Source organism: Bradyrhizobium sp. 141 (assembly GCF_023074055.1).
Taxonomy (GTDB): Bacteria; Pseudomonadota; Alphaproteobacteria; order Rhizobiales; family Xanthobacteraceae; genus Bradyrhizobium.
Map to the genome: position 1 here is coordinate 128,960 of NZ_JADPKR010000094.1, position 21,843 is coordinate 150,802.

The window sequence follows — 21,843 nt, forward strand, 5'->3', positions numbered from 1 at the left end:
GGGCTGCGACCGGCCTCAATCTGTTCGTCGAAGGCATTTCTCGCATCGTTTTGGGCGACGCAGCATTGGCAAATGAGCGGCGCAAATGGATAGATCGTTCGTTATTGCGCAGATTTCCGACTTGCATCTGGACGGGTCGGGCCGGCTGCTCCCGACGATCGAGGCGCTCAGTGCCGCTCTCCGCGAGAGGATTGCGCACCTCGCCGATGTCCCCGATCGCATCCTGCTGATCACGGGAGATCTCGTGGACGATCCGACGCCGCGCGCGCTCGACGAAGCGCTGGCCGTCATCGCGTCCCTCCGGCAGACCGGTGTGTTCACCGACATCCAGGCCGTTGCCGGCAATCACGATGTCAAGCGGCCGAGCCAGTGGACCGGCCGTCACGACGTCTATGATTACCTGCATCTACCGCGGACCTCGAAGAGCGTCTATTACCGGCAGGCCGGCCTCGACCTCGTGCTGCTGGATTCCAACCGCGCAAGCCTGACGACGCTTGCGAGCGGCAATATCGATCAGGGCACCTACAACGCGATGGTCGCGGATTCCGCCCGGCTGAGCGTCGAGCTCGCGGGCAGCATGGGGTCTGCGGGGCGTGCCGATCATGCCGAGCCGACGGAAAACCTGGTGCGCGTGCTGGCCCTGCATCATCATCCGCTGCCGCAGGCGACCGGGGAAGGAAAGCGCTTTCTCGGCGTGCCCGACGAGCCGCTGATGTATCTGGCAGCGCCCGGAACCTTCCTCGAAGCGGCAACCTCCCTCAACGTCAATCTGGTTCTGCACGGTCACCGACATGTCGAGGGACTGACCCGCTATTCCATCCCCGATCCACGCGCGATCTCGAGCGAGAGCGGCGAAGCGTTTTGGCGCACGATCTACGTGCTCTCCTGTCCATCCTCGACCGGGCAAGCCGGCGACGATGCCGGCTTCAACATCATCCATTTCGGTCCAACGTCCCGTGCTGCCCGCACGGACTACCGCTTCGCGATCGCGCGCTATTCCAGGCCGCGTAACGGTGACGCTTTCGGGCTGCTCGATTCGAATCTGCCGGACGGCGTCATCAGGCTGCCGGCAGGGCGGGACTTTTCCCGCGATCCAGCGGTCCAGTCGGCGATCGAGATCGCCTCATGCGCCTCGCTGAAGCGGGATCAGGTCGCGGCGATCGCCCGCCGATTGTTCATGCGTCGCGGCTTTTACGATGAAGCCGAACCGGACTGGGCGAGCGCGATCTACACTTACGTCGTCTCGTCTCATGCCTGGACGGACCTCGAAGGCAAGGTCGCGAGGCCCGGGCCGAGGTCTGACATCGACGCATTGTCCGCCGTGAGAACACTGCTTGGTCGATTGATCGCGCAATCCGCCGACGTGTTCGGCGTCGATCGCGCTCAGCTCGATGAGCTCGCCGGCAGGCGCCCGATCAACTGTGATGATTTCCTGCGCCAACTGCCGAGGCTGTCCCGCGAGGGCCTCGATGCCCGGCAGCCGGCGCGACAAAGGCGTCAATTGCTGCGGGACCTGAACGAACAGGTGAAGGCACTCGGCCTCGATCTTGACCTTGGCGGTGAGGCGCCGCCGCAAACGCCGCCGTGAGAGGTGCGGGTCGGGAAGCGGCGTTAACACGCCGTTAGGGTTAACAGTCTATTGCTGGCGCGTTCGGCTCGATCAATCGGCTCGAGAGTCAAGGCGTCATGCGTCAACGGTTCAGTCTTGCCAGGCTTCTTGCGTCCACGTCGGTGGTCGCAGCATTGGCCATGGGCCTCGGCGGCTGCACGGCCATGTCGAAACTCTCCGACGTGACGGGCTCGGTCGGCGGGCCGCGGGCTGAGGCAGCTCCCACCGATCGCGCGCCCACCGATCCGGTGCGTGCCGTCGAGGCCTATGGCGAGCGCTACCGCGCCAATCCCAAGGACGCCGACGCCGCGCTTGCCTATGGTCAGGCCCTGCGCGCGAACGGCCAGCGCGCCCAGGCCGCAGCGGTGCTCGAGCAGGCGACCATTGCCAATCCCGGCAACAAGACACTGCTCGCCCTGTACGGCCGCGCCCTCGCCGACAACGGCAATTTCCAGCAGGCCTACGACGTCCTGTCGAAAGCGCATTCCCCGGACAATCCGGATTGGCGCCTGCTCTCTGTGCAAGGCACGGCGCTGGACCAGATGGGCCGTCACGAGGAGGCGCGCTCCTATTACGCGAGCGCGCTCAAGATCGCTCCGGGTGATCCCGGCGTGCTCTCCAATCTCGGCCTGTCCTACATGTTGTCGCGAGACTTGCCGAAGGCCGAAGAGGCGCTGCGGCAGGCCTACGCCTCGCCGCGCGCGAGCACCCGGGTGCGGCAGAATCTCGGCCTCGTCGTCGGTCTCCAGGGCCGCTTTGCGGAAGCCGAGACCATCGTGAAGGCAGATCTGCCACCGGATCAGGCTGCGGCCAACGTCGCCTATCTCAAGGACATGCTCAGCCGCAGCGAGGGCCCGCGCGGCGGGCCGAAGCGGACGCCGGTGGCCTCGCTCAGCCAGCCAGACTGATCAGATTCCTCGACTTTGACGTAAGGGACGGACCGCGCTGTCGGGCCCTGTCTCAGTGCAGCTCGGTGATCTTGATGCCGGTCGGCCCGAGAATGACGACGAAAAGCACCGGCAGGAAGAACAAGATCATCGGCACAGTCAGCTTCGGGGGCAGGGCGGCGGCCTTCTTCTCGGCCTCGTTCATGCGCATGTCGCGGTTTTCCTGCGCCATGACGCGCAAGGAATGCCCGAGCGGGGTGCCGTAACGCTCCGCCTGCTGAAGCGCGAGACACACCGACTTGACGCCTTCCAGCCCGGTGCGTCGCGCCAGGTTCTCATAGGCGACCTTGCGATCCTGCAGATAGGACAATTCGGCCGTGGTCAGCGTGAACTCCTCCGACAGCGCGATCGACTGTCCCACGATCTCGGTGGCGACTTTCCGGAACGCCATCTCGACCGACATGCCGGATTCGATGCAGATCAGGAGCAGGTCGAGCGCATCGGGAAAGGCGCGCTTGATCGAGAGCTGGCGCTTGGAAATCGCGTTCCTGAGGAACAGCATCGGTGCCTGGAGGCCGAGATAGGCGGCGCCGACGCAGATGCCGATCTTGATCGGCATCGTCTGCTCCATATGCGCGATGCCGAAAACGTAGACGACCGAGCCGATGAAGAGCACGATCGGCGCGACCATGCGGGCAAACAGGAAGGTGATGTAGGGCGCATGGCCGCGGTAGCCTGCCATGATGAGCTTGTCCCGCGCAGCCTCCTGCGCGAGCCATTTGGTGAGGTTGAAGTCCTCGACGACCTTGGAGACGAGCTGCTTCGGGGTCTGGCGCAGCGAGACCTTTTCGTTCTTGTGAAGGCGCTCACGCTCGCGCTGCCGAATGCGCTCACGCTCGCTCGCCACCGCCTTCATGCGCTTGGAGAGCCCCTCGCCGGCGAGCAGTGGCATCACCAGCGTATACACGGTGGCGCTGGCGGCAATGGCCGCCAGCAGCATGGTCATGAAGCGAACGTCGTGCAGTTTCGAGACGAGGAAATCGACCATACGGCACCGTCAGAAATCGAAGTTGATCATCTTCTTCATCACCATGATGCCGATCGACATCCAGACGACGCAGCCGACCAGCATCAGCTGGCCGGTGGGATGAGTCCAAAGCAGCGAGATGTATTGCGGCGTCGTGAGATAGACGAGGAACATCACGATCGGCGGCAGCGAACCGATGATGCCGGCCGAAGCCTTGGCTTCCATCGACATTGCCTGGATCTTCTCTTTCATCTTCTTGCGGTCGCGCAGCACCTTGGAGAGGTTGCCGAGCGCTTCGGAAAGGTTGCCGCCAGACTTCTGCTGGATCGAAACCACGATGCCGAAGAAATTGGCCTCCGGCAGCGGCATGCGCTCGTAGAGCCGCGAGCAGGCTTCGCCGAGGGGCATGCCGATCGCCTGCGTCTCGATGATCGCCAGGAACTCGCTGCGCAGCGGCTCGGGCGCGTCGGCGGCAACGACCTTGATCGATTCGAATAGCGGCAGGCCCGCCTTGATGCCGCGGACGATCACGTCGACCGCGTCCGGCAACGCCGCCAGGAACTTGGCCTCGCGACGGTTCTTCAGGAAGCCCAGCGCCCAGCGCGGCAGCCCGAACCCGCCGGCAAAGGCAAGGCCGGCAGCACCGATCAGGCCGCCGCCGGCGAACAGGGCGACCGCGAAAAACACGCCCGCCACGACGGCGGAGGCCACCCAGAATTTCTGCGTCGTCCAGTCGAGCCCAGCCTGCGACAGGCGGACGCTGAGCGGAGCGCTCCTTTCCTGCAGGCGTCGTGCTTCGAGATCCTTCAGCGTGGTCTCGACCTGCTCGCGGCGCGAGCGCTGGGTCTTCTCGGCCTGGCGTGCCGTGGGCGCCTCGGCGCGCGAGATCGAGGCTCGGCGGCTTTCCGCCTTTCGTTCCCCGGACAGCAGCGGATAGAGGAAGACCCAGGCGACGCCGCCGACCGCTGCGGTGGCGAGGAATGCGAGAGCGAGGACTTGCATGTTCATGACGGTGCTGACCTGCTCACGTCTTCGGCGTGACTTCCGCCGCGTCCAACGCAGCGGCAAGGCGCTTCTCGTCGCCGTAATAACGAGCGCGTTCCCAGAACTTCGGACGGCCGATGCCGGTCGAGCGGTGCTGGCCGATGATCTTGCCGTTGGCGTCCTCGCCGACGATGTCGTAGAGGAAGACGTCCTGGGTGATGATGGTGTCGCCTTCCATGCCCATCACCTCGGTGATGTGGGTGATGCGGCGCGAGCCGTCGCGCAGGCGCGCGGCCTGGACGATGACGTCAATCGAGGCGCAGATCATCTCGCGGATGGTGCGCGAGGGGAGCGAAAAGCCGCCCATCGTGATCATGGATTCGCAGCGCGACAGTGCCTCGCGGGGGTTGTTGGCGTGCAGCGTCCCCATCGAGCCGTCGTGGCCGGTGTTCATGGCCTGGAGCAGGTCGAACGCTTCTGGGCCGCGGACTTCGCCGACGATGATGCGTTCAGGACGCATACGCAGGCAGTTGCGCACCAGCTCGCGCATGGTGACCTGGCCCTCGCCCTCGATGTTGGGCGGACGGGTTTCCAGCCGCACCACGTGAGGCTGCTGCAGCTGGAGTTCGGCGGCGTCCTCGCAGGTGATGATGCGCTCATCGTGCTCGATATAGTTGGTCAGGCAGTTGAGCAGCGTGGTCTTGCCCGAGCCGGTACCGCCGGAAATCAGCACGTTGCAGCGGACGCGGCCGATGATCTGGAGGATTTCCGCGCCTTCCGGTGAGATCGCGCCGAATTTGACGAGCTGATCCAGCGTCAGCTTGTCCTTCTTGAATTTGCGGATGGTGAGCGTCGGCCCATCGATCGACAGCGGCGGCACGATGGCGTTGACGCGGGAGCCGTCGGCGAGGCGCGCGTCGCAGATCGGCGAGGATTCGTCGACGCGCCGGCCGACCTGGCTGACGATGCGTTGGCAGATGTTGAGGAGCTGCTGGTTGTCGCGGAAGCGAATTCCCGTGCGCTGGATCTTGCCGGCGACTTCGATGTAGACGGTGTTGGCGCCGTTGACCATGATGTCGGCGATGTCGTCGCGCGACAGCAGCGGCTCGAGAGGGCCGTAGCCGAGAACGTCGTTGCAGATGTCGTCGAGCAGTTCCTCCTGCTCGGCGATCGACATCACGATGTTCTTGATCGCGATGATCTCGTTGACGATGTCGCGGATTTCCTCGCGCGCGGACTCCGAATCGAGCTTGGCGAGCTGGGCGAGGTCGATCGCCTCGATCAGCGCGCCGAAGATGGTCGCCTTGACCTCGTAATAATTGTCTGAACGCCGGCTCTCCATGGACGGAGGCGGCGGGGCCTTGGCAGGAGCAAGCGGCGGGGAGGCGACGGCCGGCGGAGGCGGGGCGCGCGACACCGTCGGCGCCGGAGCCTGGGCAGGCTCGGGCGACACGGCGCCGGGCTTGGGCGCCCGAAGGTCGGTGTCTGTTCCGCTACGCTTACCGAACACTTAACAACTCCATGCGGTGGCTTATTTTCCCCGCAACTTGTCAATCAGGGGTGAAAACAGGGACGACTTTTGTTTCTTGGTCTCGCTGCGGCCGGTCAGGCGCTGGGCGATCTGAAGGAACATCTCGATCGACTTGTGGTTGGCGGAGATCTCCGCGATCATCTGGCCGTTATTGGCCGCCGAGCCGAAGATCTGCGGCTCGAACGGGATCGAGACGATCGGCTGGCTCTCGATGGCCTTGGCGAACTCCGCGGCGGCGATTTCGGGTCGCTTCGGCACGCCGACCTGGTTCAGGCAGTAGAGCGGCGGTCGGTCGTTGGGGCGCGCGGCCTTCAGCAGATCGAACAGGTTCTTGGTATTGCGCAAATTGGCGAGGTCAGGAGCGGCCACGATCAGGATGTCATCCGCTCCGATCAAGGCGCGCTTGGTCCAGCCCGACCATTGATGCGGAATGTCGAGCACGATGCAGGGCATGGTGGAACGCAGCGTGTCGAATACTGAGTCGAATGCGTCAGTGCCGAAATCATAGACCCGGTCGAGCGTCGCCGGCGCCGCCAGCAGGCTGAGATGGTCGGTGCATTTCGACAGCAGGCGGTCGATGAAGGCGGTGTCGACGCGATCAGGTGAGAATACGGCGTCGGCAATGCCCTGCGGTGGATCCTGGTTGTAGTCGAGCCCGGCGGTGCCGAAGGCGAGGTCGAGATCGGCGACGACGGCGTCCATTGCGAGGTCGCGCGCGATCGCCCAGGCGACATTGTGGGAGATGGTGGAAGCCCCGACGCCGCCCTTGGCGCCGACGACGGCGATGATGCGGCCGACCGCCTTGGCTTCCGGCGCCGAGAACAGGTTGCAGATCGAGCGCACGACGTCGATCGCGCCGACCGGCGCGAGCACATAGTCGCTGACGCCGCGGCGCACCAGCTCGCGGTAGAGCATGACGTCATTGATGCGGCCGATCACGACCACGCGGGTGCCGGCGTCGCAGACGGTGGCGAGCTGGTCGAGCCCGTTCAAGAGGTCGTTGCGGCCGTCGCTCTCGAGCACGATGACGTTCGGTGTGGGAGCCGAGCGGTAGGCTTCGATCGCCGCCGCCATGCCGCCCATCTGGATCTTCAGATGAGCCTTGCCGAGGCGGCGATCCTCGCCGGCCGACTGTACCGCGGCAGCAGTTTCCACGGTCTCGCAAAAGGCCTGGACGGAGACGCGCGGCGCGGGCGCAATATGCTCCTCGACCGGCGGAGGAGCTGCTTCCGGCTGCTCTTCGTGTGTCTGGCGAGCGTAGCTGATCATTTGCCGGTGTCGCTGAGTTTGGCCTTGTCGGCGTCGGGATAGGTGGTCGATGTCGAGAGTCCCTTGCGATACTTCTCGAGACCGGTGATGCGTCGGGCCGTGTATGACGGCGTTTCAGGCCGCGGCTGCTCGAGGTCCGACGGATTGTCGACCATCGCCGCGAGGTTGCGCTGATAGGCGCAGCCGTAATTGTAGTAGTCCTTGTTCTCGAACCACCTCTTGTTCTTCATCGAAGGGCCGATGTCCTCCGGCCACAGGCCGCACGGACCCGCGACCGCGGCGATCTTGGAATAGGTGAGCCGGATCGGCGGCAGGAAACGTTTGTCTTCCGGCTGATAGGGGCGAATGTTCACGCCGCGCGGCGGAACGCCGGCGCCCGCAAGCATGGCCTGGATTTCACGCATCGTGTCCGCGACCGGACGCGCGTTTGGCGTGCCGGAGGGCACGTCGATACGGATGGCGCCCGTGCCTTCGTGCAACCATGCCGAGGCCACACCCATCACGTCCGCGCGCTGGGCGGCGGTCAATCCGCCGCGGGCATGACCGACGAAGACGACGATCGAGCGGTTCTGCTCCTCGACCGCGATCGGATGGCGCTGCTTGTAGTCGTCGGGAATGGAGGCGGTGAGGACTTCGTCGTGCTGGCAGCCGCAGAGCGCCAGCGCCATGCCGACGAGCGCGCCACCGAGGCGGATGGCGCGTTTGCGAAGCTGGGGTGGTCTTGTGATCATCGTGAAGTCCCCGTTCCGCTTCAGTCGGTGATGAAGCCATAGGTGCCGCGGTAGTTCTTGGCCGGTTCGGTTCGGCCAGGCACGCCATAGATCCGGTTGATGTTGCCGATCAGCTGGGCCTGCGGATCCGCTGGCGGGGCAAAGCCGTCATCCGGTCGCGACAGATCCTTCGGCGCCACCGCGCGAACGACGTAGGGCGTTACGATCACGACGAGCTCAGTCGCGTTGTTGACGAAGTCGCGGCTGCGGAACAGCGTGCCGAGGATCGGGAGCTGCATAAGTCCCGGCAGTCCGCTGACCGCCTGTTTGGTCTGCTGCTGAATCAGGCCGGCCATCGCCATTGCGCCGCCGGAGGGAATTTCCAGCGAGGTCTCCGCGCGGCGGGTCCTGATCGAGGGCACCGTCAGCGAGTTCACCGACGTCGAGGTCACGGCCTGCGACAGCGTGATCGCATTTTCGTTCGATAGCTCGGAGACCTCGGTCATGACCCGCAGGCTGATCTTGCCTTCGCTCAGCACCACGGGGGTAAAGTTGAGCGAGATGCCGAACTTCTTGAAGCTGATCTGGGTGGTACAGACATGCGTGGTGGGATCGCACGCATAGCCTGCCGGGACCGGAAACTCGCCGCCGGCGATGAACGTTGCCGATTCACCGGAGATCGCGGTCAGGTTCGGTTCGGCCAGCGTGCGGATCACACCCGCGGTTTCCATCGCGCGCAGAGTGGCCTGCACCGACGGCGCGGCGCCGAATTTCGTGGTCAGATTGTTGCCGTCGACGAGGTTCTTGCCGAGAGCCGTGAACGGATTCGAGTTGGAGAAGCTCACCACGGAGGTGCCGTAGTTGAGGTTGGCGGTCAGGTCGATGCCGAGCTGCTTGACGATGTTGCGCTGGACCTCGGCCACCGTCACCTTGAGCATGACCTGGTCGCGGCCGCGGACCACGATCGAGTTCACCACCTTGTCGGCGCCGCCGGCCAGGCGCGCGGCGAGATCGTTGGCCTGCTGCGCTTCCAACGGGTTTGCCGCCGTGCCGGTCAGGACGATACCGTCACCGAGTCCGTCGATCTGGATGTCTGAATTGGGCAGGACCTGCTTCAGCGCGGCCCGCACGCCGTTGAGGTCGCGCTTGACCGCGATGTCATAGGCCGCGATCTGCTGACCGGCGGAATCGAAGAACACGATATTGGTCTGGCCGACCGCGGCGCCGATGATATAGGCGCGTTGCGCCGAGCGGACCACCGCATTGGCGATCTTGGGATCGGCGACCAGCACGTCCTTGATGTCGCGCGGCAGGTCGATCACGATGGACTTGCCGACGCCGAGCGAGAGGAAGCGCGCGTTCATCTGGCCGTCCGCTGCGGCCGACGCCACGGGGCGGTAATCGGCGGCGACCGCGGGGGTCAGCACCGGGTTGAGCGCCAGCGCGAAAGCGGCCGAAAACGACAGGGCGCGGACCATGGAGGTTCGCATCGTCGCCAAATCCACCCTGCAATTCATATCGACTGTCTTCATCGTGCTTTCGCCGTCTGACTTGGAATGCCGTAGCGAATGATCGAAACACCGTCCCGCTTCTGCGCGGAGTCATCGAGCGTGATTTCGCTCATCTTGACGTCGACGATGCTGCGCAGTGCCAGCGACAGCGTGCCGCTCTGGCGGGCCGCCGAAAGCGTTGCGGTCTGCGCGGGATTGAGCTCGAGGGTGACGGTCTTGCCGACCACCGCGTTCTGGCCATCCTTCTCCTTCGGCGCCTGATCGATGGCGAGGACACGGATGTTGGCCAGGATGATCTCGGAGGTGACGACGTCGGGGGCGCCGCTGCTCTGGTCCGGGTTCTTCAGCCGGCGCGTGAGAAGGACGTCGACGCGATCGTTGGGCAGGATGAAGCCGCCTGCGCCGGTCTCCGGCGAGATCTCGGTCGAGATCGCGCGCATGCCGGTGGGCAGGATTGCGGCCATGAAACCGGAACCCTCGGCCTTGACCAGCTTCTGGTCGCGAATCGGCTCGCCCTGAATGAAGGGCGCGCGCGCAATCGAACCAGCGACCTGGGTCGCGCCCTCGGGACGCTCGTTGCGGCGGATGAAGGTGGCGCTGGCGGTCGCGGCCGGCCAGGTCTGCCATTGCACGTCTTCCAGCTTCACGGTCTGGCCGAGGCCGATGTCGTTCTTGGCCACGAGAACGTCGACGGTCGGAAGCTGCGCGACCGGGGCCGGAGGCGGCGCAGAATTGTCCGAGCCGCTCGCCAGGTACGCGGCGACGCCGCCGGCGCAGATGGCGACCGTCAGGACGACAATGCGTGCCCTATTCATACGCTTCACTTTCCAACAAAACGCCGCGACGCTGCCGCCGCCGTAATCGGCAGTTGACCAGCTATTCGTCAAAGCATGGTTAATGAGGCGTATCTAAATCGCCTTAACGCCGGGTTTACCCAGTGCGTTCAGCGCAGTGCGAGGTGAGTGAGGTCGATTGCCTTCACCCATTCGGTCTCCGGGTAGACCATCAGCGCGCTCAGGGCGAGCGCGATGCCGTAGGGGATGCCGCTCTCCTTGGCGTGCAGCCGCGCGAGCCAGGCCTGACCCGCCAGCCCGTAGGGCAACGGCCATTGCCGGAACTGGAGCAGGAGCAGCGTCAGCGCGCCGCCGAACAGCGAGGCGTAGAGCAGGAAGTTCATCAACTGCGCGAACCCGAACCAGAGCGCGACCGAGGCCGCGACCTTGGCGTCGCCGCCGCCGACCCAGCCCATCGCAAAGCAGGTGAAGGCCGCGACCAGGAGAAGCGCGCCGGCACCGACATGACTCAGCATCTCGTAAGGTGCCATGCCACCGGCGAGGGCAAGTGCGAAGAAGCCTGCGACCAGCGCCAGCGACACACGGTTCGAGATCGTCATCGTGAAGAGATCGCTCGCGGCGGCGAACGCCATCAGGGCCGGGAAGAGCAGAAGGCGCGCAAGGTCGAGGATCATGGGCTGGGTCTTGAGGCCTGGGTTTGTCGCGGGAACTGGCGTCGCCCCGATGCTAGCCGGCAGTGCTAAACAAACCGACAACGGCGGCGAGGACCAAAGCCCCAGAACGCGTGCTCACCAGAGGCTGGCAATGCGCGCGGCGAGCGCGACTGTTGCAAGCAGCAGGGCAAGGCAGACCCAATAGACCGGCGAGCCGGCCTGCGCCGCCCCTGTCTCGTTCGCCGCGACCGCGGCATCGGTTCTGTACTCGCGCAACGCCACTGGAACTCGCCGTCTTCAAAAACAAAGGCCCCGGAGATCCGGGGCTTTTGCCGTCGTTCGTCGGTCGCTTACTTCAGCGACGTGCTGATCGAGGTGAACTTGGTGTTCAGCGTGGTGCCGAGGTTGTTGACGACGGTGATGATGGCCAGCGCGATGCCGGCGGCGATCAGACCGTATTCGATGGCGGTGGCGCCGGATTCATCCTTCGCGAAACGTGCAATCAAGTTCTTCATGAACAAAACTCCATCTGGGGTGAAGATCGCCTCGTTCGGCGCCGTCTTTGACCTGATGACCATGAGAGCCGAGCTCTTTCGGTAGAGTTAATTCGATCAAGCAAACCCGATTCTGGCGCGATGCTTTCGCCCAAAGTGAATTTCGCCTTAAGGCTGCGGCCGCAAATCGCTCCGGTTCCAGATGCAGCGTGAGCGCGGCGGCGGCTTCACCGTCCCTTAAATCTAGCGGAGTAAGCGTAAGAGAACTTGAATCCGCGGAGAGAGGCGACGATGTCGAGCCTGCCCATGCAAGTCGCCTTGATGCTCGGCGAGACCATCGTGAAGGTGATGCCCGTCACCTTCGTGCTCGCGGCCGTCTTCACCGTGCTCGAGCATTTCTGGGCCTGCAATCCCGGCGCACCGTGGTGGCGCAAGCGGGAGATCATCACCGACATCTGTTACTGGTTCTTCGTTCCGGTGTTCGCCCGCACCATGCGGATCGGACTTCTGATCGTCGGCGCCAGCGCCATCTTCAACATCCACGATGCCGACGGGCTCATCGCCTTCTACGACAACGGCCACGGCCCGCTGTCGCAACTGCCCCTGTGGGTGCAGGCCCTGCTATTCCTGATGCTGTCTGATTTCATGCTGTATTGGCTGCACCGGCTTTTCCATGACGGCGGCTTCTGGAAGTACCACGCCGTCCATCATTCGTCGGAGGAGATCGGGTGGATTTCCGCGGCCCGCTTCCATCCCGTCAATCTCATGCTCGGGACGATCAGCGTCGACGTCGTTCTGCTGATGGCCGGCATCTCCCCGAACGTCATGATCTGGGTCGGCCCGTTCACCACCTTCCATTCGGCCTTCGTGCACGCCAACCTGAATTGGACCTTCGGACCGTTCAAATATTTGCTGGCAACGCCGGTATTCCACCGTTGGCACCACACCTCGCTCGAAGAGGGTGGCAACACCAATTTCGCCGGGACGTTCCCGGTCTGGGACGTGCTGTTCGGCACCTTCCGCATGCCGGCGGGGCAGCTGCCGCAGGACTACGGCAAGGACGAAGCGACCATGCCGAAGGAGTTCGCCGGCCAACTGGCTTATCCGTTCCGCCGCTAGGATTGGAATATCGGGCCGTAAACGCCAGTCCGTTCAAACAATAGTCGGCGAGTTTGCGGAACGTTCACGAATTAAAGGCAGGTTACCCGGGTCGGGCACTGGCTCCGCTGTTATCTGGTCGCTTCTGCCGGTTTGTGACGTCCCGGGGGTAAGAGTATGCGTAAAGAATTGCTGCGCCGTCATGCGCGCGTCTGTCTTCTGGTTGCTGCCGCAGTGCTGGCCTCGCCGGCTGCCGGCCTCGCCGAGCCCACCGCCGACACCATCGCCGTCAATGTCGACCAGGCCAAGCTGGTGCGGCTGCCCGGCAAGGTAGCGACCATCGTGGTCGGCAATCCCCTGATCGCGGACGTCACCCTCCAGCCCGGCGGCATGATCGTCGTGACCGGCAAAGGTTATGGTGCCACCAATTTCATCGCGCTCGACCGGAGCGGCGAGATTCTGGTCGACCGCCAGATCCAGGTCGAAGGTCCGAGCGACCGGCTCGTCACCGTCTATCGCGGGATCGAGCGCGAATCCTACAGCTGCGTGCCGCTTTGCCAGCGTCGCGTAACGCTCGGCGACAGTGACACCTACTTCAACAACACGATGAGCCAGGCCGGTTCGCTGAGCAGCAGTGCCAGCGGCAACGCCGGTGCGGGCACCAAGTCCAACTAGCGTCGACTGGCGGGTTGACCCGGGCAGGATCACCTGATCGCGCCTGAGTATTTCCGGATGTCAGGACGAGGTCTCTCTGCGCGCGCCGTGTTTCCGGTGCCCTGGGGACGTGCACGGATAACGCATCCTTAACGATGCGGTTCGCCGGGCGTGAATCGCCTGCAACACTTAAACAATCAGTTTTAGCTATTGAACGAAGCAGAGGATCGCCGCTGCCGGGGAATTTGACGCGATGCCATCGCTGCCACCTACGAGGTTCACGCTCCGGAAAGCGCTATGCCGGTTTCATGGCAGCCGCCGCGGCTCCGCGGCGGTCGAATTCGCGCTGGTCGCTCCGATTTTCTTCGGGCTGCTGTTCGCCATCATCGAGACGGCGCTGGTGTTCTTCGCAGGCCAGGTGCTCGAGACCGTCACCCAGAATTCCGCGCGTGCCATTCTGACCGGCCAGGCGCAAGCGCAGGGCGGCTCGGTGGCAGCCTGTCAGACCACGCCCAACGTGGTCTCGGCGTGCGATCAGACCACGTTCAAGACCTATGTCTGCAGCCAGATCCCGGCGCTCTTCGATTGCAGCAAGCTTTACGTCGACGTGGTGAGTACCAGTTCCTTCACGGCGCTGAGCCTCACCAGTTACGGCGATTCCTGCAACTTCAACCCGGCCGGCGTGCAATACAATCCCGGCAGCTCCAGCCAGGTCGTCGTGGTGCGGATGTTCTATCAGTGGCCGCTCTTCGTCACCGGCCTCGGCTACAACATCGGTTGCAGCAGCAAACGACTGCTGGTGGCGACCGCAGCCTTCAAGAACGAACCTTTCTGAGGCAGATGGATCTGAGCGGACCAATGCAGGCGATTGCGAATTTCTCGAGGAATGCGCGCTGCTCGGTGCCCGACTTCGTCGCCGACAGCCGCGCGCTCGCGGCGACCGAATTCGCGGTCATCGTGCCGCTGATGCTGGTGATGTTCTTCGGTACCGTCGAATTCTCGTCGGCCGTCGCGATTGATCGCAAAGTCACATTGATCGCACGGACACTGTCCGATCTGACGTCGCAGTCGACGACGCTGAGCGATTCCGACATGCAGAACGCGTTCACGGCAAGCATCTCGATCATCATGCCTTACGACGCTACGCTCGTGAAAGGCTCGATCTCCCAGATCTACATCGATGCCAACAGCATTGCCACGGTCCAGTGGAGCAAGGCCGGCACCATTGCGAGCGGCGCGACGCAAGCGACGCTGGCGACCTCGGCTCGGAAGGCCGGTGACAAGGTCACCAGCGAGCTTCCCTCGACGCTGTTGATTCCGTCGACCTACCTCATACTCAGCGAGGCGAGCTACACGTACAAACCTTCCGTGGGCTACGTGTTGAAGTCGAGCATACCGCTGAGCGATCTGTCCTACACGCGGCCGCGCCAGGTCACCTGCGTTCCCTACAACGGCGTGCCGTCCTCGTGCTGACATCCACGAGCAGGCCCCCGGAATGAAAAAGGCCGTGCGTTGTGCACGGCCTTCTTGTTTGCTTTGGCTGGCGTAAGCCGATCGGGCCAAGCGCCCGGCGGTTCAGCCTGCGTCGCGCAGGTTGTCCGCTGCCGACTTGCCGGAACGACGGTCGGCTACGATCTCGTAGGAGATCTTCTGACCTTCACGCAGCGTGCCGAGGCCTGCACGCTCGACAGCGCTGATGTGAACGAACACGTCCTGGCCGCCATCGTCGGGCTGAATGAAGCCGAAGCCTTTGGTCGCGTTAAACCACTTCACGGTTCCCATGCTCACGGGGGTAGTCCCTTCTCAGATACATAGTGTTGGAGCCCGCTCGCGCGGACCGGTTAGATCGAATTTTTGGAAGGGTCGTCAGCGTGTCTGAACCGGCTGTACCGGTGGATGCTAATGTCGTCCGGCCGAAAATCGATAAATTCATTTTATCGGAATTGAGCCCTCAAAACAATCCGGCCATGCACGATTTTTTGATCCGCCGCGAGGTCCGCGGCGGATCGACAGGCAGGCCGTAATCTTACGGCCGCACTCGCGCCAGCAACCTGCTAGCGACGGCGGAACTGGCCGCCGCGCTGGCCCGGACGAGGCGGTCCACCCACCCCGCTGGGACGTTCGTCCTTGTGGCGGAAAATCAGCCGGCCCTTCTCGAGGTCATAGGGCGACATTTCCACCGTCACGCGATCGCCCGCCAGCGTCTTGATGCGGTTCTTCTTCATCTTGCCGGCGGTATAGGCAACGATCTCGTGTCCGGCGTCGAGCTGCACGCGGTAGCGGGCGTCGGGGAGGATTTCGGTGACCAGTCCTTCGAACTGGATCAGCTCTTCCTTAGCCATGTGGGTGTCTCCAGTCGTGGACTGTTAGTTCGAATGAGGATTGCGGTTCGGTCGGCCGTTGGGGCGACTCTCGCGACGCAAAAAGGCAACGCCTTGTATTCCATCAGGCTTGCCGGCGCTATGCGCGGAACGCTGTTCCGACCGATCGGCGGGTGAGGAGTTCATCTTACCACCGGAACCGCGGCGGCGGCGAGACCCCTTGGAGGCCTTGTGGCCTTCACCGGGCCTGCCATCAACAGGTCTGCCCTCGCCATGACGTCCTTCGCCGGGCCGTCCGTCGCCCTGCCTGCCGGCGCTATGATGGCGTCCGTCGGCATGCCTGTCGTCGCCACGCCGTCCGTCGCCGTGCCGAGCGCCTTGGGGACGCTGGCCCGGGCGGCCCGACCGGCCCTGTCGCTGCTGAGCAGGGGGAGGGCCGGCGTCGCGGCGGCCGGCATCGGTGCGGAGGTCTTCGCGCGGCAGCGCCACCTTGATCAGCCGTTCGATGTCGCGGAGGTAGCTGAGTTCCTCGCCGCCTGCGACCAGCGAGATCGCGGTGCCTTCGGCGCCGGCGCGCGCGGTGCGGCCGATGCGATGGACGTAGGTTTCCGGCACGTTGGGCAGGTCGAAATTGATGACGTGGCTGATGCCGTCGACGTCGATGCCGCGGGCGGCAATGTCGGTGGCGACCAGGGTGCGGATCTCGCCCGAGCGGAACTGGGCGAGCGTGCGCTCGCGATGGTTCTGCGACTTGTTGCCGTGGATGGCGCTGGCGGGGATGCCGGCCTTCTCGAGCGACTTCACGACCTTGTCGGCGCCGTGCTTGGTGCGGGTGAAGACCAGTGCGCGGTTGACCGGCTCGTCCTTCAGAAGCTTGGTCAGGAAGGCGGGCTTGGCGGAGAAATCGACCTGGACGATGCGCTGGTTGATCCGCTCGGCGGTCGAGGAGACCGGGGTCACCGCGACGCGGGCGGGGTCACGCAGCATGGCGTCGGCGAGCTCGGCGATGTCCTTCGGCATGGTGGCCGAGAAGAACAGCGTCTGCCGCTTGATCGGGAGTTTCGCGACGATTTTGCGGATGTCGTTGATGAAGCCCATGTCGAGCATGCGGTCGGCTTCGTCGAGCACGAGGAACTCGACGCTTCCAAGTTTCAGGCCATTGCTCTGCACGAGGTCGAGCAGGCGGCCGGGGGTCGCGACCAGCACGTCGACGCCCTGCATCAGTGCACGGACCTGGCGGCCCATCGGCACGCCGCCGATAGCGAGCGTCGAGGACAGGCGGATATGGCGCCCATAGGCGTTGAAGCTATCGAGGATCTGGCCTGACAGCTCGCGGGTGGGCGACAGCACCAACACCCGGCAGGTCTTGGGCTGCGGCTTGATGCGGTTCTCGAGCAGGCGGTGCAGGATCGGCAGCGCGAAGGACGCGGTCTTGCCGGTTCCGGTCTGGGCGATGCCGACGACGTCGCGCCCGGTCAGCGCGATCGGAACAGTCTGGGCCTGGATGGGGGTGGGAGTGACGTAGTTCTCTTCGGCGAGAGCACGCGCGATCGGTTCGGCGAGGCCGAAATCCTGAAACGAAGTCAAAAGATGGGTTCTTTCCATGTCAAAAGCGGGCGCCCGGCGCATTCAGCGCGGCGCGCGCAAAAGGGTGTCGAGAAGACACCTGCGTGTTTAGGGTGTCGGATGGCTTGGGAGATATGGGGCAAGCCAGAGGCCCGTAGGGGCTTAAGAACACGCGGCTCGCAACGACCTCTTGATTCGCAAGAGGTCTCGGCTGCTCATATGGAACATTCAGGGGGCGCTTTCAAGGCAGGCTCACTCGAAATGGCGATTGCGGTGCAGAAATAGTTATGCCGGAAATTTAGCCAGAGTGGGTAATTTGCTAAAAAAATAACCAGCCTGCCGCTTTGGCATACATTTGGATTGCTCAAGATTTGGGCTGTTTCTTGGTGGTGAAACTTTGATTTCTGGCAATTATTCTAGTGAAACCAAATGGTTGGTGGGTGCTCAGTCCATGGCACGGTTCTTGCGAATCCGTTAATCGCAGGCGGCCGTGGGGCCGTTTCGCAGCGTTTTTCACGTCTGCGTCAGGGAGAAGAGACACTCATGCTTAGCAAATCCATTCACGATATAGCGGCGTCATTTAGCCGCCGCGGCGTTCTCGCTGCGACCGCCGGCCTGATGCTCGGCCTGGCTCCATTGACCGGCGCGAAAGCCGCCGACGACACCATCAAGGTCGGCGTGCTGCACTCCCTTTCCGGCACCATGGCCATCAGCGAAACCACGCTGAAGGATACCATCCTCTTCCTGATCGACGAGCAGAACAAGAAGGGCGGCGTGAACGGCAAGAAGCTCGAGGCCGTCGTCGTCGATCCCGCCTCCAACTGGCCGCTGTTCGCCGAGAAGGCGCGCGAGCTGATCACCAAGGACAAGGTCTCGGTCGTATTCGGCTGCTGGACCTCGGTGTCGCGCAAGTCGGTGCTCCCGGTGTTCAAGGAGCTGAACAGCATCCTGTTCTATCCCGTGCAATACGAGGGAGAGGAAAGCGAGCGCAACGTGTTCTACACCGGTGCGGCGCCGAACCAGCAGGCGATCCCCGCCGTCGACTACCTGATGAAGGAAGAGAAGGTGAAGCGCTGGGTGCTCGCGGGCACCGACTACGTCTATCCGCGCACCACCAACAAGATCCTGGAAGCCTATCTGAAGTCCAAGGGTGTCGCCCAGGAAGACATCATGATCAACTACACGCCGTTCGGTCACTCCGACTGGCAGACGATCGTGGCTGACATCAAGAAGTTCGGTTCGGCCGGCAAGAAGACCGCGGTGGTCTCGACCATCAACGGCGACGCCAACGTTCCCTTCTACAAGGAGCTCGGCAATCAGGGCATCAAGGCGAAGGACATCCCGGTCGTCGCGTTCTCGGTGGGTGAGGAAGAGCTCGCCGGCATCGACACCAAGCCGCTGGTCGGCCATCTCGCCGCCTGGAACTACTTCGAGTCGATCAAGACCAAGGACGGATCGAACGAGAAGTTCATCAAGGACTGGCAGGCCTACACCAAGAATCCGAAGCGCGTGACCAACGATCCGATGGAAGCGCATGTGATCGGCTTCAACATGTGGGTCAAGGCGGTCGAGAAGGTGAAGTCGACCGATCCGGACAAGGTGATCGAAGCGCTTCCCGGCATCGAAGCACCCAACCTGACCGGCGGCGTGTCGAAGATGCTGCCGAACCACCACATCACCAAGCCGGTGTTCATCGGCGAGATCAAGGGCAACGGCCAGTTCGACGTGGTCTGGAAGACCCCCGGCCTCGTCGCGGGCGATGCCTGGTCGAAGGAGCTCGACGGTTCCAAGGATCTGATCGGCGACTGGGTCGGCAAGAAGTGCGGCAACTTCAACACCAAGACCAACAAGTGCCTCGGTTCGGGCTCCTGATCCGGATCTGATACTCCATTGCACGATCGGAGAAGGCGGCGATCCCGCCGCCTTCTCCACTCATTTCCGCCGGGGTCATTCACAGTGCCAGCCTATTTGTCCGCGCGCCTCTGCTCGCTTGCGCTCTCGTTGCTGCTGATCGCGTTCGCGCTGCCGGCCTTCGCCGGTCCGTTCGAGGACGGGGTCGCCAAGTTCGCCAATGACGATTTTTCCGACACGGAAGAGGCTATCGGCGTGGTCGCGGGCAGCGGCAATGCGCTGGCTTTCCCCATCATCAGCGCGCTCCAGGACGGCCGCCTCATGGCCGACCCCGACAGCAAGAAGGTTTACGTCACCGGCACCGACGGTAAGTCGATCGATGCCGCGACCGGTCAGGCCGTGGCCAGCGTTCCCGACAGCGCGAGCGCGGTCCGCCTCAACAACCGCCTGCGCCGCAGCGTCGATGCCGCGCTCGGCGGCCTGACGCTCCAGTCGCCGGACGTCGGGACGCGGCTTCAGGCGGCGCAATCCGTCTTCAAGTCGCATGAGGAGACCGCCCTCGAGGCCGTCGACGCCGCGCTTGCCAAGGAAACCAACAGATCCGTCAAGACGGCGCTGGGCGAGGCCCGCGCGGCCATCCTGCTGTTCAAGGCTGATGCCTCAGAGGTCGAAAAGCTCGAGGCGGTCGCCACGCTCAAGGCCCGCGGCGACCAGGAGGCGATGGCGCTGCTCACCGGCATGGGCGACCAGCCGGCTTCGGTGACCAAGGCCGCCGCGAGCGCGATCGGCTCGATCCAGTCTTCGCTCGCCATCTGGTCCACGGTTCAGAATGCCTGGTACGGCCTCTCGCTCGGCTCGGTGTTGCTGCTCGCCGCGATCGGGCTCGCCATCACTTTCGGCGTGATGGGCGTGATCAACATGGCGCATGGCGAGATGGTGATGATCGGGGCCTACACCACTTTCGTGGTGCAGGAGGTGATCCGCACCCGCTATCCCGGCCTGTTCGACTATTCGCTGCTGATCGCGGTGCCGCTCGCCTTTGTCGTCGCCGGTGCGATCGGCGTATTGATCGAGCGCAGCATCATCCGCTTCCTCTATGGCCGTCCGCTGGAGACGTTGCTTGCGACCTGGGGTCTGTCACTGGTGCTGCAGCAGGCGGTGCGCACCATGTTCGGCCCGACCAACCGCGAGGTCGGCAACCCCTCCTGGATGAGCGGCGCGTTCGAGCTCGGCCAGATCACCATCACCTACAACCGGCTCTGGATCCTCGTGTTCACGCTCGCATTGTTCGCGATCCTGCTGGCGATGCTGCGCTACACCGCGCTGGGCCTCGAGATGCGCGCGGTGACGCAGAACCGCCGCATGGCGGCCTCGATGGGCATCGCCACCTCGCGCGTCGATGCGCTCACATTTGGACTCGGCTCGGGCATTGCCGGCATCGCCGGGGTGGCGCTGTCGCAGATCGACAATGTCAGCCCCAATCTCGGCCAGAGCTACATCATCGACAGTTTCATGGTCGTGGTGTTCGGCGGGGTCGGCAATCTCTGGGGCACGCTGGTCGGTGCCTTCACGCTCGGCATCGCCAACAAATTCCTGGAGCCGGTTGCCGGCGCCGTGCTCGGCAAGATCGCCATTCTGGTTCTGATCATCCTGTTCATTCAAAAGCGGCCGCGCGGCCTGTTCGCGCTCAAGGGCCGTGCGGTGGAAGCATGACCCCTCACATGCTGACGCGATCGCTGGACCGCAGCGCGACGATCTTCCTTGCCGTCGTCGCGGCCTGCGGCATTCTCATCCCGCTCTCCAACCTGCTGCTGCCCGCAGGGGCGTTCCTGCAGGTGCCGACCTATCTCGTCGCGCTGTGGGGCAAATATGTCTGCTACGCCATCCTCGCGCTCGCGATCGATCTGATCTGGGGCTATTGCGGCATCCTCTCGCTCGGCCACGGCGCGTTCTTCGCGCTCGGCGGCTACGCCATGGGCATGTATCTGATGCGGCAGATCGGCAGCCGCGGCGTCTATGGCAATCCGGTCCTGCCCGACTTCATGGTGTTCCTGAACTATTCGAAGCTGCCCTGGTACTGGTACGGCTTCGACATGTTCTGGTTCGCCGCGCTGATGGTGCTGGTCGTGCCCGGCCTGCTCGCGTTCTGCTTCGGCTGGCTCGCGTTCCGCTCCCGTGTCACCGGCGTGTATCTCTCGATCATCACGCAGGCGATGACCTATGCGCTGCTGCTCGCCTTCTTCCGCAACGATTTCGGCTTCGGCGGCAACAACGGCCTGACCGACTTCAAGGACATCCTCGGTTTCAACGTCCAGGCTGAAGGTACCCGCGCGGCGCTGTTCGCGCTGAGCTGCCTGGCGCTGATCATCGGCTTCCTGATCTGCCGCGCCATCGTCTCGTCCAAGCTCGGCAAGGTCCTGATCGCGGTGCGGGACGCGGAATCGCGCACGCGCTTCCTCGGCTATCGCGTCGAATCCTACAAGCTGTTCGTGTTCACGGTGTCGGCCTGCATGGCTGGCGTCGCGGGCGCGCTCTACGTGCCGCAGGTCGGCATCATCAATCCATCCGAATTTGCGCCCGGCAATTCGATCGAGGCGGTGATCTGGGTTGCGGTCGGCGGCCGCGGTACGCTGGTCGGCGCTGCGCTCGGCGCCGTCGTCGTCAACTACGCCAAGACGTTCTTCACCTCCGGCATGCTGGCGCCGTACTGGCTGTTCATGCTGGGCGCGCTGTTCATCCTGGTGACGCTGCTGCTGCCGAAGGGCATCGTCGGCACTTTCAACGCCTGGTGGGACCAGTCGAAGGAAAAGCGCAACGCCGCAAGCCTGGCGAGCGCCGCGGCCGAAGACGGCGTCACCGAACCCAAGATGGCGGAGTAGGCGCA

22 protein-coding genes are annotated in these 21,843 nt (G+C 63.9%); 9 read left to right on the forward strand and 13 right to left on the reverse strand.

Annotated elements, in window-relative coordinates; genetic code table 11:
- Positions 1-85 precede the first annotated feature (85 nt).
- Together IVA81_RS28060 and IVA81_RS28065 are read left to right on the forward strand one after the other, a co-directional pair.
- A complete protein-coding gene (locus tag IVA81_RS28060; protein ID WP_247324016.1) occupies positions 86-1,588 on the forward strand; it encodes a metallophosphoesterase in 1,503 nt (500 codons plus the stop codon).
- A gap of 98 nt (positions 1,589-1,686) precedes the next feature.
- Entirely contained in the window at positions 1,687-2,517 is an 831-nt protein-coding gene (locus tag IVA81_RS28065; protein ID WP_247324019.1) for a tetratricopeptide repeat protein, read from the forward strand.
- A gap of 52 nt (positions 2,518-2,569) precedes the next feature.
- Here the strand turns inward: IVA81_RS28065 and IVA81_RS28070 are convergent, their stop codons facing one another.
- From IVA81_RS28070 to IVA81_RS28115, 10 genes are all read right to left on the reverse strand, one after another.
- Positions 2,570-3,544: a type II secretion system F family protein gene (locus tag IVA81_RS28070; RefSeq protein ID WP_247324021.1), complete on the reverse strand. Its 975-nt coding sequence runs from the start codon at positions 3,542-3,544 to the stop codon at positions 2,570-2,572.
- Between the two features lie 9 nt (positions 3,545-3,553).
- The gene (locus IVA81_RS28075; RefSeq protein WP_247324023.1) at positions 3,554-4,531 is read right to left on the reverse strand and encodes a type II secretion system F family protein; all 978 of its coding nucleotides are present in this window, start codon (positions 4,529-4,531) and stop codon (positions 3,554-3,556) included.
- A gap of 16 nt (positions 4,532-4,547) precedes the next feature.
- A complete protein-coding gene (locus tag IVA81_RS28080; RefSeq protein ID WP_247324025.1) occupies positions 4,548-6,017 on the reverse strand; it encodes a CpaF family protein in 1,470 nt (489 codons plus the stop codon).
- Positions 6,018-6,038: 21 nt separating this feature from the next.
- The gene (locus IVA81_RS28085) at positions 6,039-7,307 is read right to left on the reverse strand and encodes an AAA family ATPase (RefSeq protein WP_247324027.1); all 1,269 of its coding nucleotides are present in this window, start codon (positions 7,305-7,307) and stop codon (positions 6,039-6,041) included.
- Positions 7,304-8,038: a CpaD family pilus assembly protein gene (locus tag IVA81_RS28090; protein ID WP_247324037.1), complete on the reverse strand. Its 735-nt coding sequence runs from the start codon at positions 8,036-8,038 to the stop codon at positions 7,304-7,306. Before IVA81_RS28090 ends, IVA81_RS28085 begins: the two co-directional genes overlap by 4 nt.
- A 20-nt stretch (positions 8,039-8,058) precedes the next feature.
- Positions 8,059-9,534: a type II and III secretion system protein family protein gene (locus IVA81_RS28095; protein ID WP_247324329.1), complete on the reverse strand. Its 1,476-nt coding sequence runs from the start codon at positions 9,532-9,534 to the stop codon at positions 8,059-8,061.
- An 11-nt stretch (positions 9,535-9,545) separates the two neighbouring features.
- The gene (gene cpaB, locus IVA81_RS28100; RefSeq protein ID WP_247324039.1) at positions 9,546-10,343 is read right to left on the reverse strand and encodes a Flp pilus assembly protein CpaB; all 798 of its coding nucleotides are present in this window, start codon (positions 10,341-10,343) and stop codon (positions 9,546-9,548) included.
- 128 nt (positions 10,344-10,471) lie between these two features.
- Positions 10,472-10,996 (reverse strand): prepilin peptidase, encoded by a 525-nt coding sequence (locus IVA81_RS28105; RefSeq protein WP_247324041.1) that lies wholly within the window; start codon positions 10,994-10,996, stop codon positions 10,472-10,474.
- A gap of 114 nt (positions 10,997-11,110) precedes the next feature.
- Positions 11,111-11,251, reverse strand: coding sequence for a hypothetical protein (locus IVA81_RS28110; RefSeq protein ID WP_247324364.1), 141 nt, complete (start codon positions 11,249-11,251; stop codon positions 11,111-11,113).
- A 74-nt stretch (positions 11,252-11,325) separates the two neighbouring features.
- Entirely contained in the window at positions 11,326-11,490 is a 165-nt protein-coding gene (locus IVA81_RS28115) for a Flp family type IVb pilin (protein ID WP_027544253.1), read from the reverse strand.
- A gap of 270 nt (positions 11,491-11,760) precedes the next feature.
- Here IVA81_RS28115 and IVA81_RS28120 point away from each other — a divergent pair, with 270 nt between their 5' ends.
- From IVA81_RS28120 to IVA81_RS28135, 4 genes are all read left to right on the forward strand, one after another.
- Positions 11,761-12,588, forward strand: a complete 828-nt coding sequence (locus IVA81_RS28120; protein WP_247324042.1) for a sterol desaturase family protein — start codon at positions 11,761-11,763, stop codon at positions 12,586-12,588.
- Between the two features lie 156 nt (positions 12,589-12,744).
- Entirely contained in the window at positions 12,745-13,242 is a 498-nt protein-coding gene (locus IVA81_RS28125) for a pilus assembly protein N-terminal domain-containing protein (protein WP_247324043.1), read from the forward strand.
- 232 nt (positions 13,243-13,474) lie between these two features.
- Positions 13,475-14,056 (forward strand): TadE/TadG family type IV pilus assembly protein, encoded by a 582-nt coding sequence (locus IVA81_RS28130; RefSeq protein WP_247324044.1) that lies wholly within the window; start codon positions 13,475-13,477, stop codon positions 14,054-14,056.
- Between the two features lie 23 nt (positions 14,057-14,079).
- Entirely contained in the window at positions 14,080-14,694 is a 615-nt protein-coding gene (locus IVA81_RS28135; RefSeq protein ID WP_247324046.1) for a TadE/TadG family type IV pilus assembly protein, read from the forward strand.
- A gap of 102 nt (positions 14,695-14,796) precedes the next feature.
- Here the strand turns inward: IVA81_RS28135 and IVA81_RS28140 are convergent, their stop codons facing one another.
- The 3 genes from IVA81_RS28140 to IVA81_RS28150 form a co-directional block, all read right to left on the reverse strand.
- Positions 14,797-15,009, reverse strand: coding sequence for a cold-shock protein (locus IVA81_RS28140; RefSeq protein WP_194404462.1), 213 nt, complete (start codon positions 15,007-15,009; stop codon positions 14,797-14,799).
- 266 nt (positions 15,010-15,275) lie between these two features.
- A complete protein-coding gene (infA, locus tag IVA81_RS28145) occupies positions 15,276-15,563 on the reverse strand; it encodes a translation initiation factor IF-1 (protein ID WP_008131890.1) in 288 nt (95 codons plus the stop codon).
- Positions 15,564-15,587: 24 nt separating this feature from the next.
- Complete coding sequence (locus IVA81_RS28150; RefSeq protein WP_247324047.1) at positions 15,588-17,171, reverse strand: DEAD/DEAH box helicase; 1,584 nt, start codon at positions 17,169-17,171, stop codon at positions 15,588-15,590.
- Between the two features lie 480 nt (positions 17,172-17,651).
- Between IVA81_RS28150 and urtA the strand changes: the two genes are divergently transcribed.
- The 3 genes from urtA to urtC all read left to right on the forward strand — a co-directional run bounded on the left by urtA (position 17,652) and on the right by urtC (position 21,838).
- On the forward strand, positions 17,652-18,980 hold the full coding sequence (gene urtA / locus IVA81_RS28155; protein ID WP_247324056.1) for an urea ABC transporter substrate-binding protein: 1,329 nt from the start codon (positions 17,652-17,654) through the stop codon (positions 18,978-18,980).
- Positions 18,981-19,064: 84 nt separating this feature from the next.
- Positions 19,065-20,672, forward strand: coding sequence for an urea ABC transporter permease subunit UrtB (gene urtB / locus IVA81_RS28160; RefSeq protein ID WP_247324058.1), 1,608 nt, complete (start codon positions 19,065-19,067; stop codon positions 20,670-20,672).
- Positions 20,669-21,838 carry an urea ABC transporter permease subunit UrtC gene (gene urtC, locus IVA81_RS28165; RefSeq protein WP_247324059.1) on the forward strand — a complete coding sequence of 390 codons (1,170 nt, stop codon included), beginning with the start codon at positions 20,669-20,671 and terminating at the stop codon, positions 21,836-21,838. The genes urtB and urtC overlap by 4 nt, the downstream gene beginning before the upstream one ends.
- The last annotated feature ends 5 nt before the right edge of the window (positions 21,839-21,843 follow it).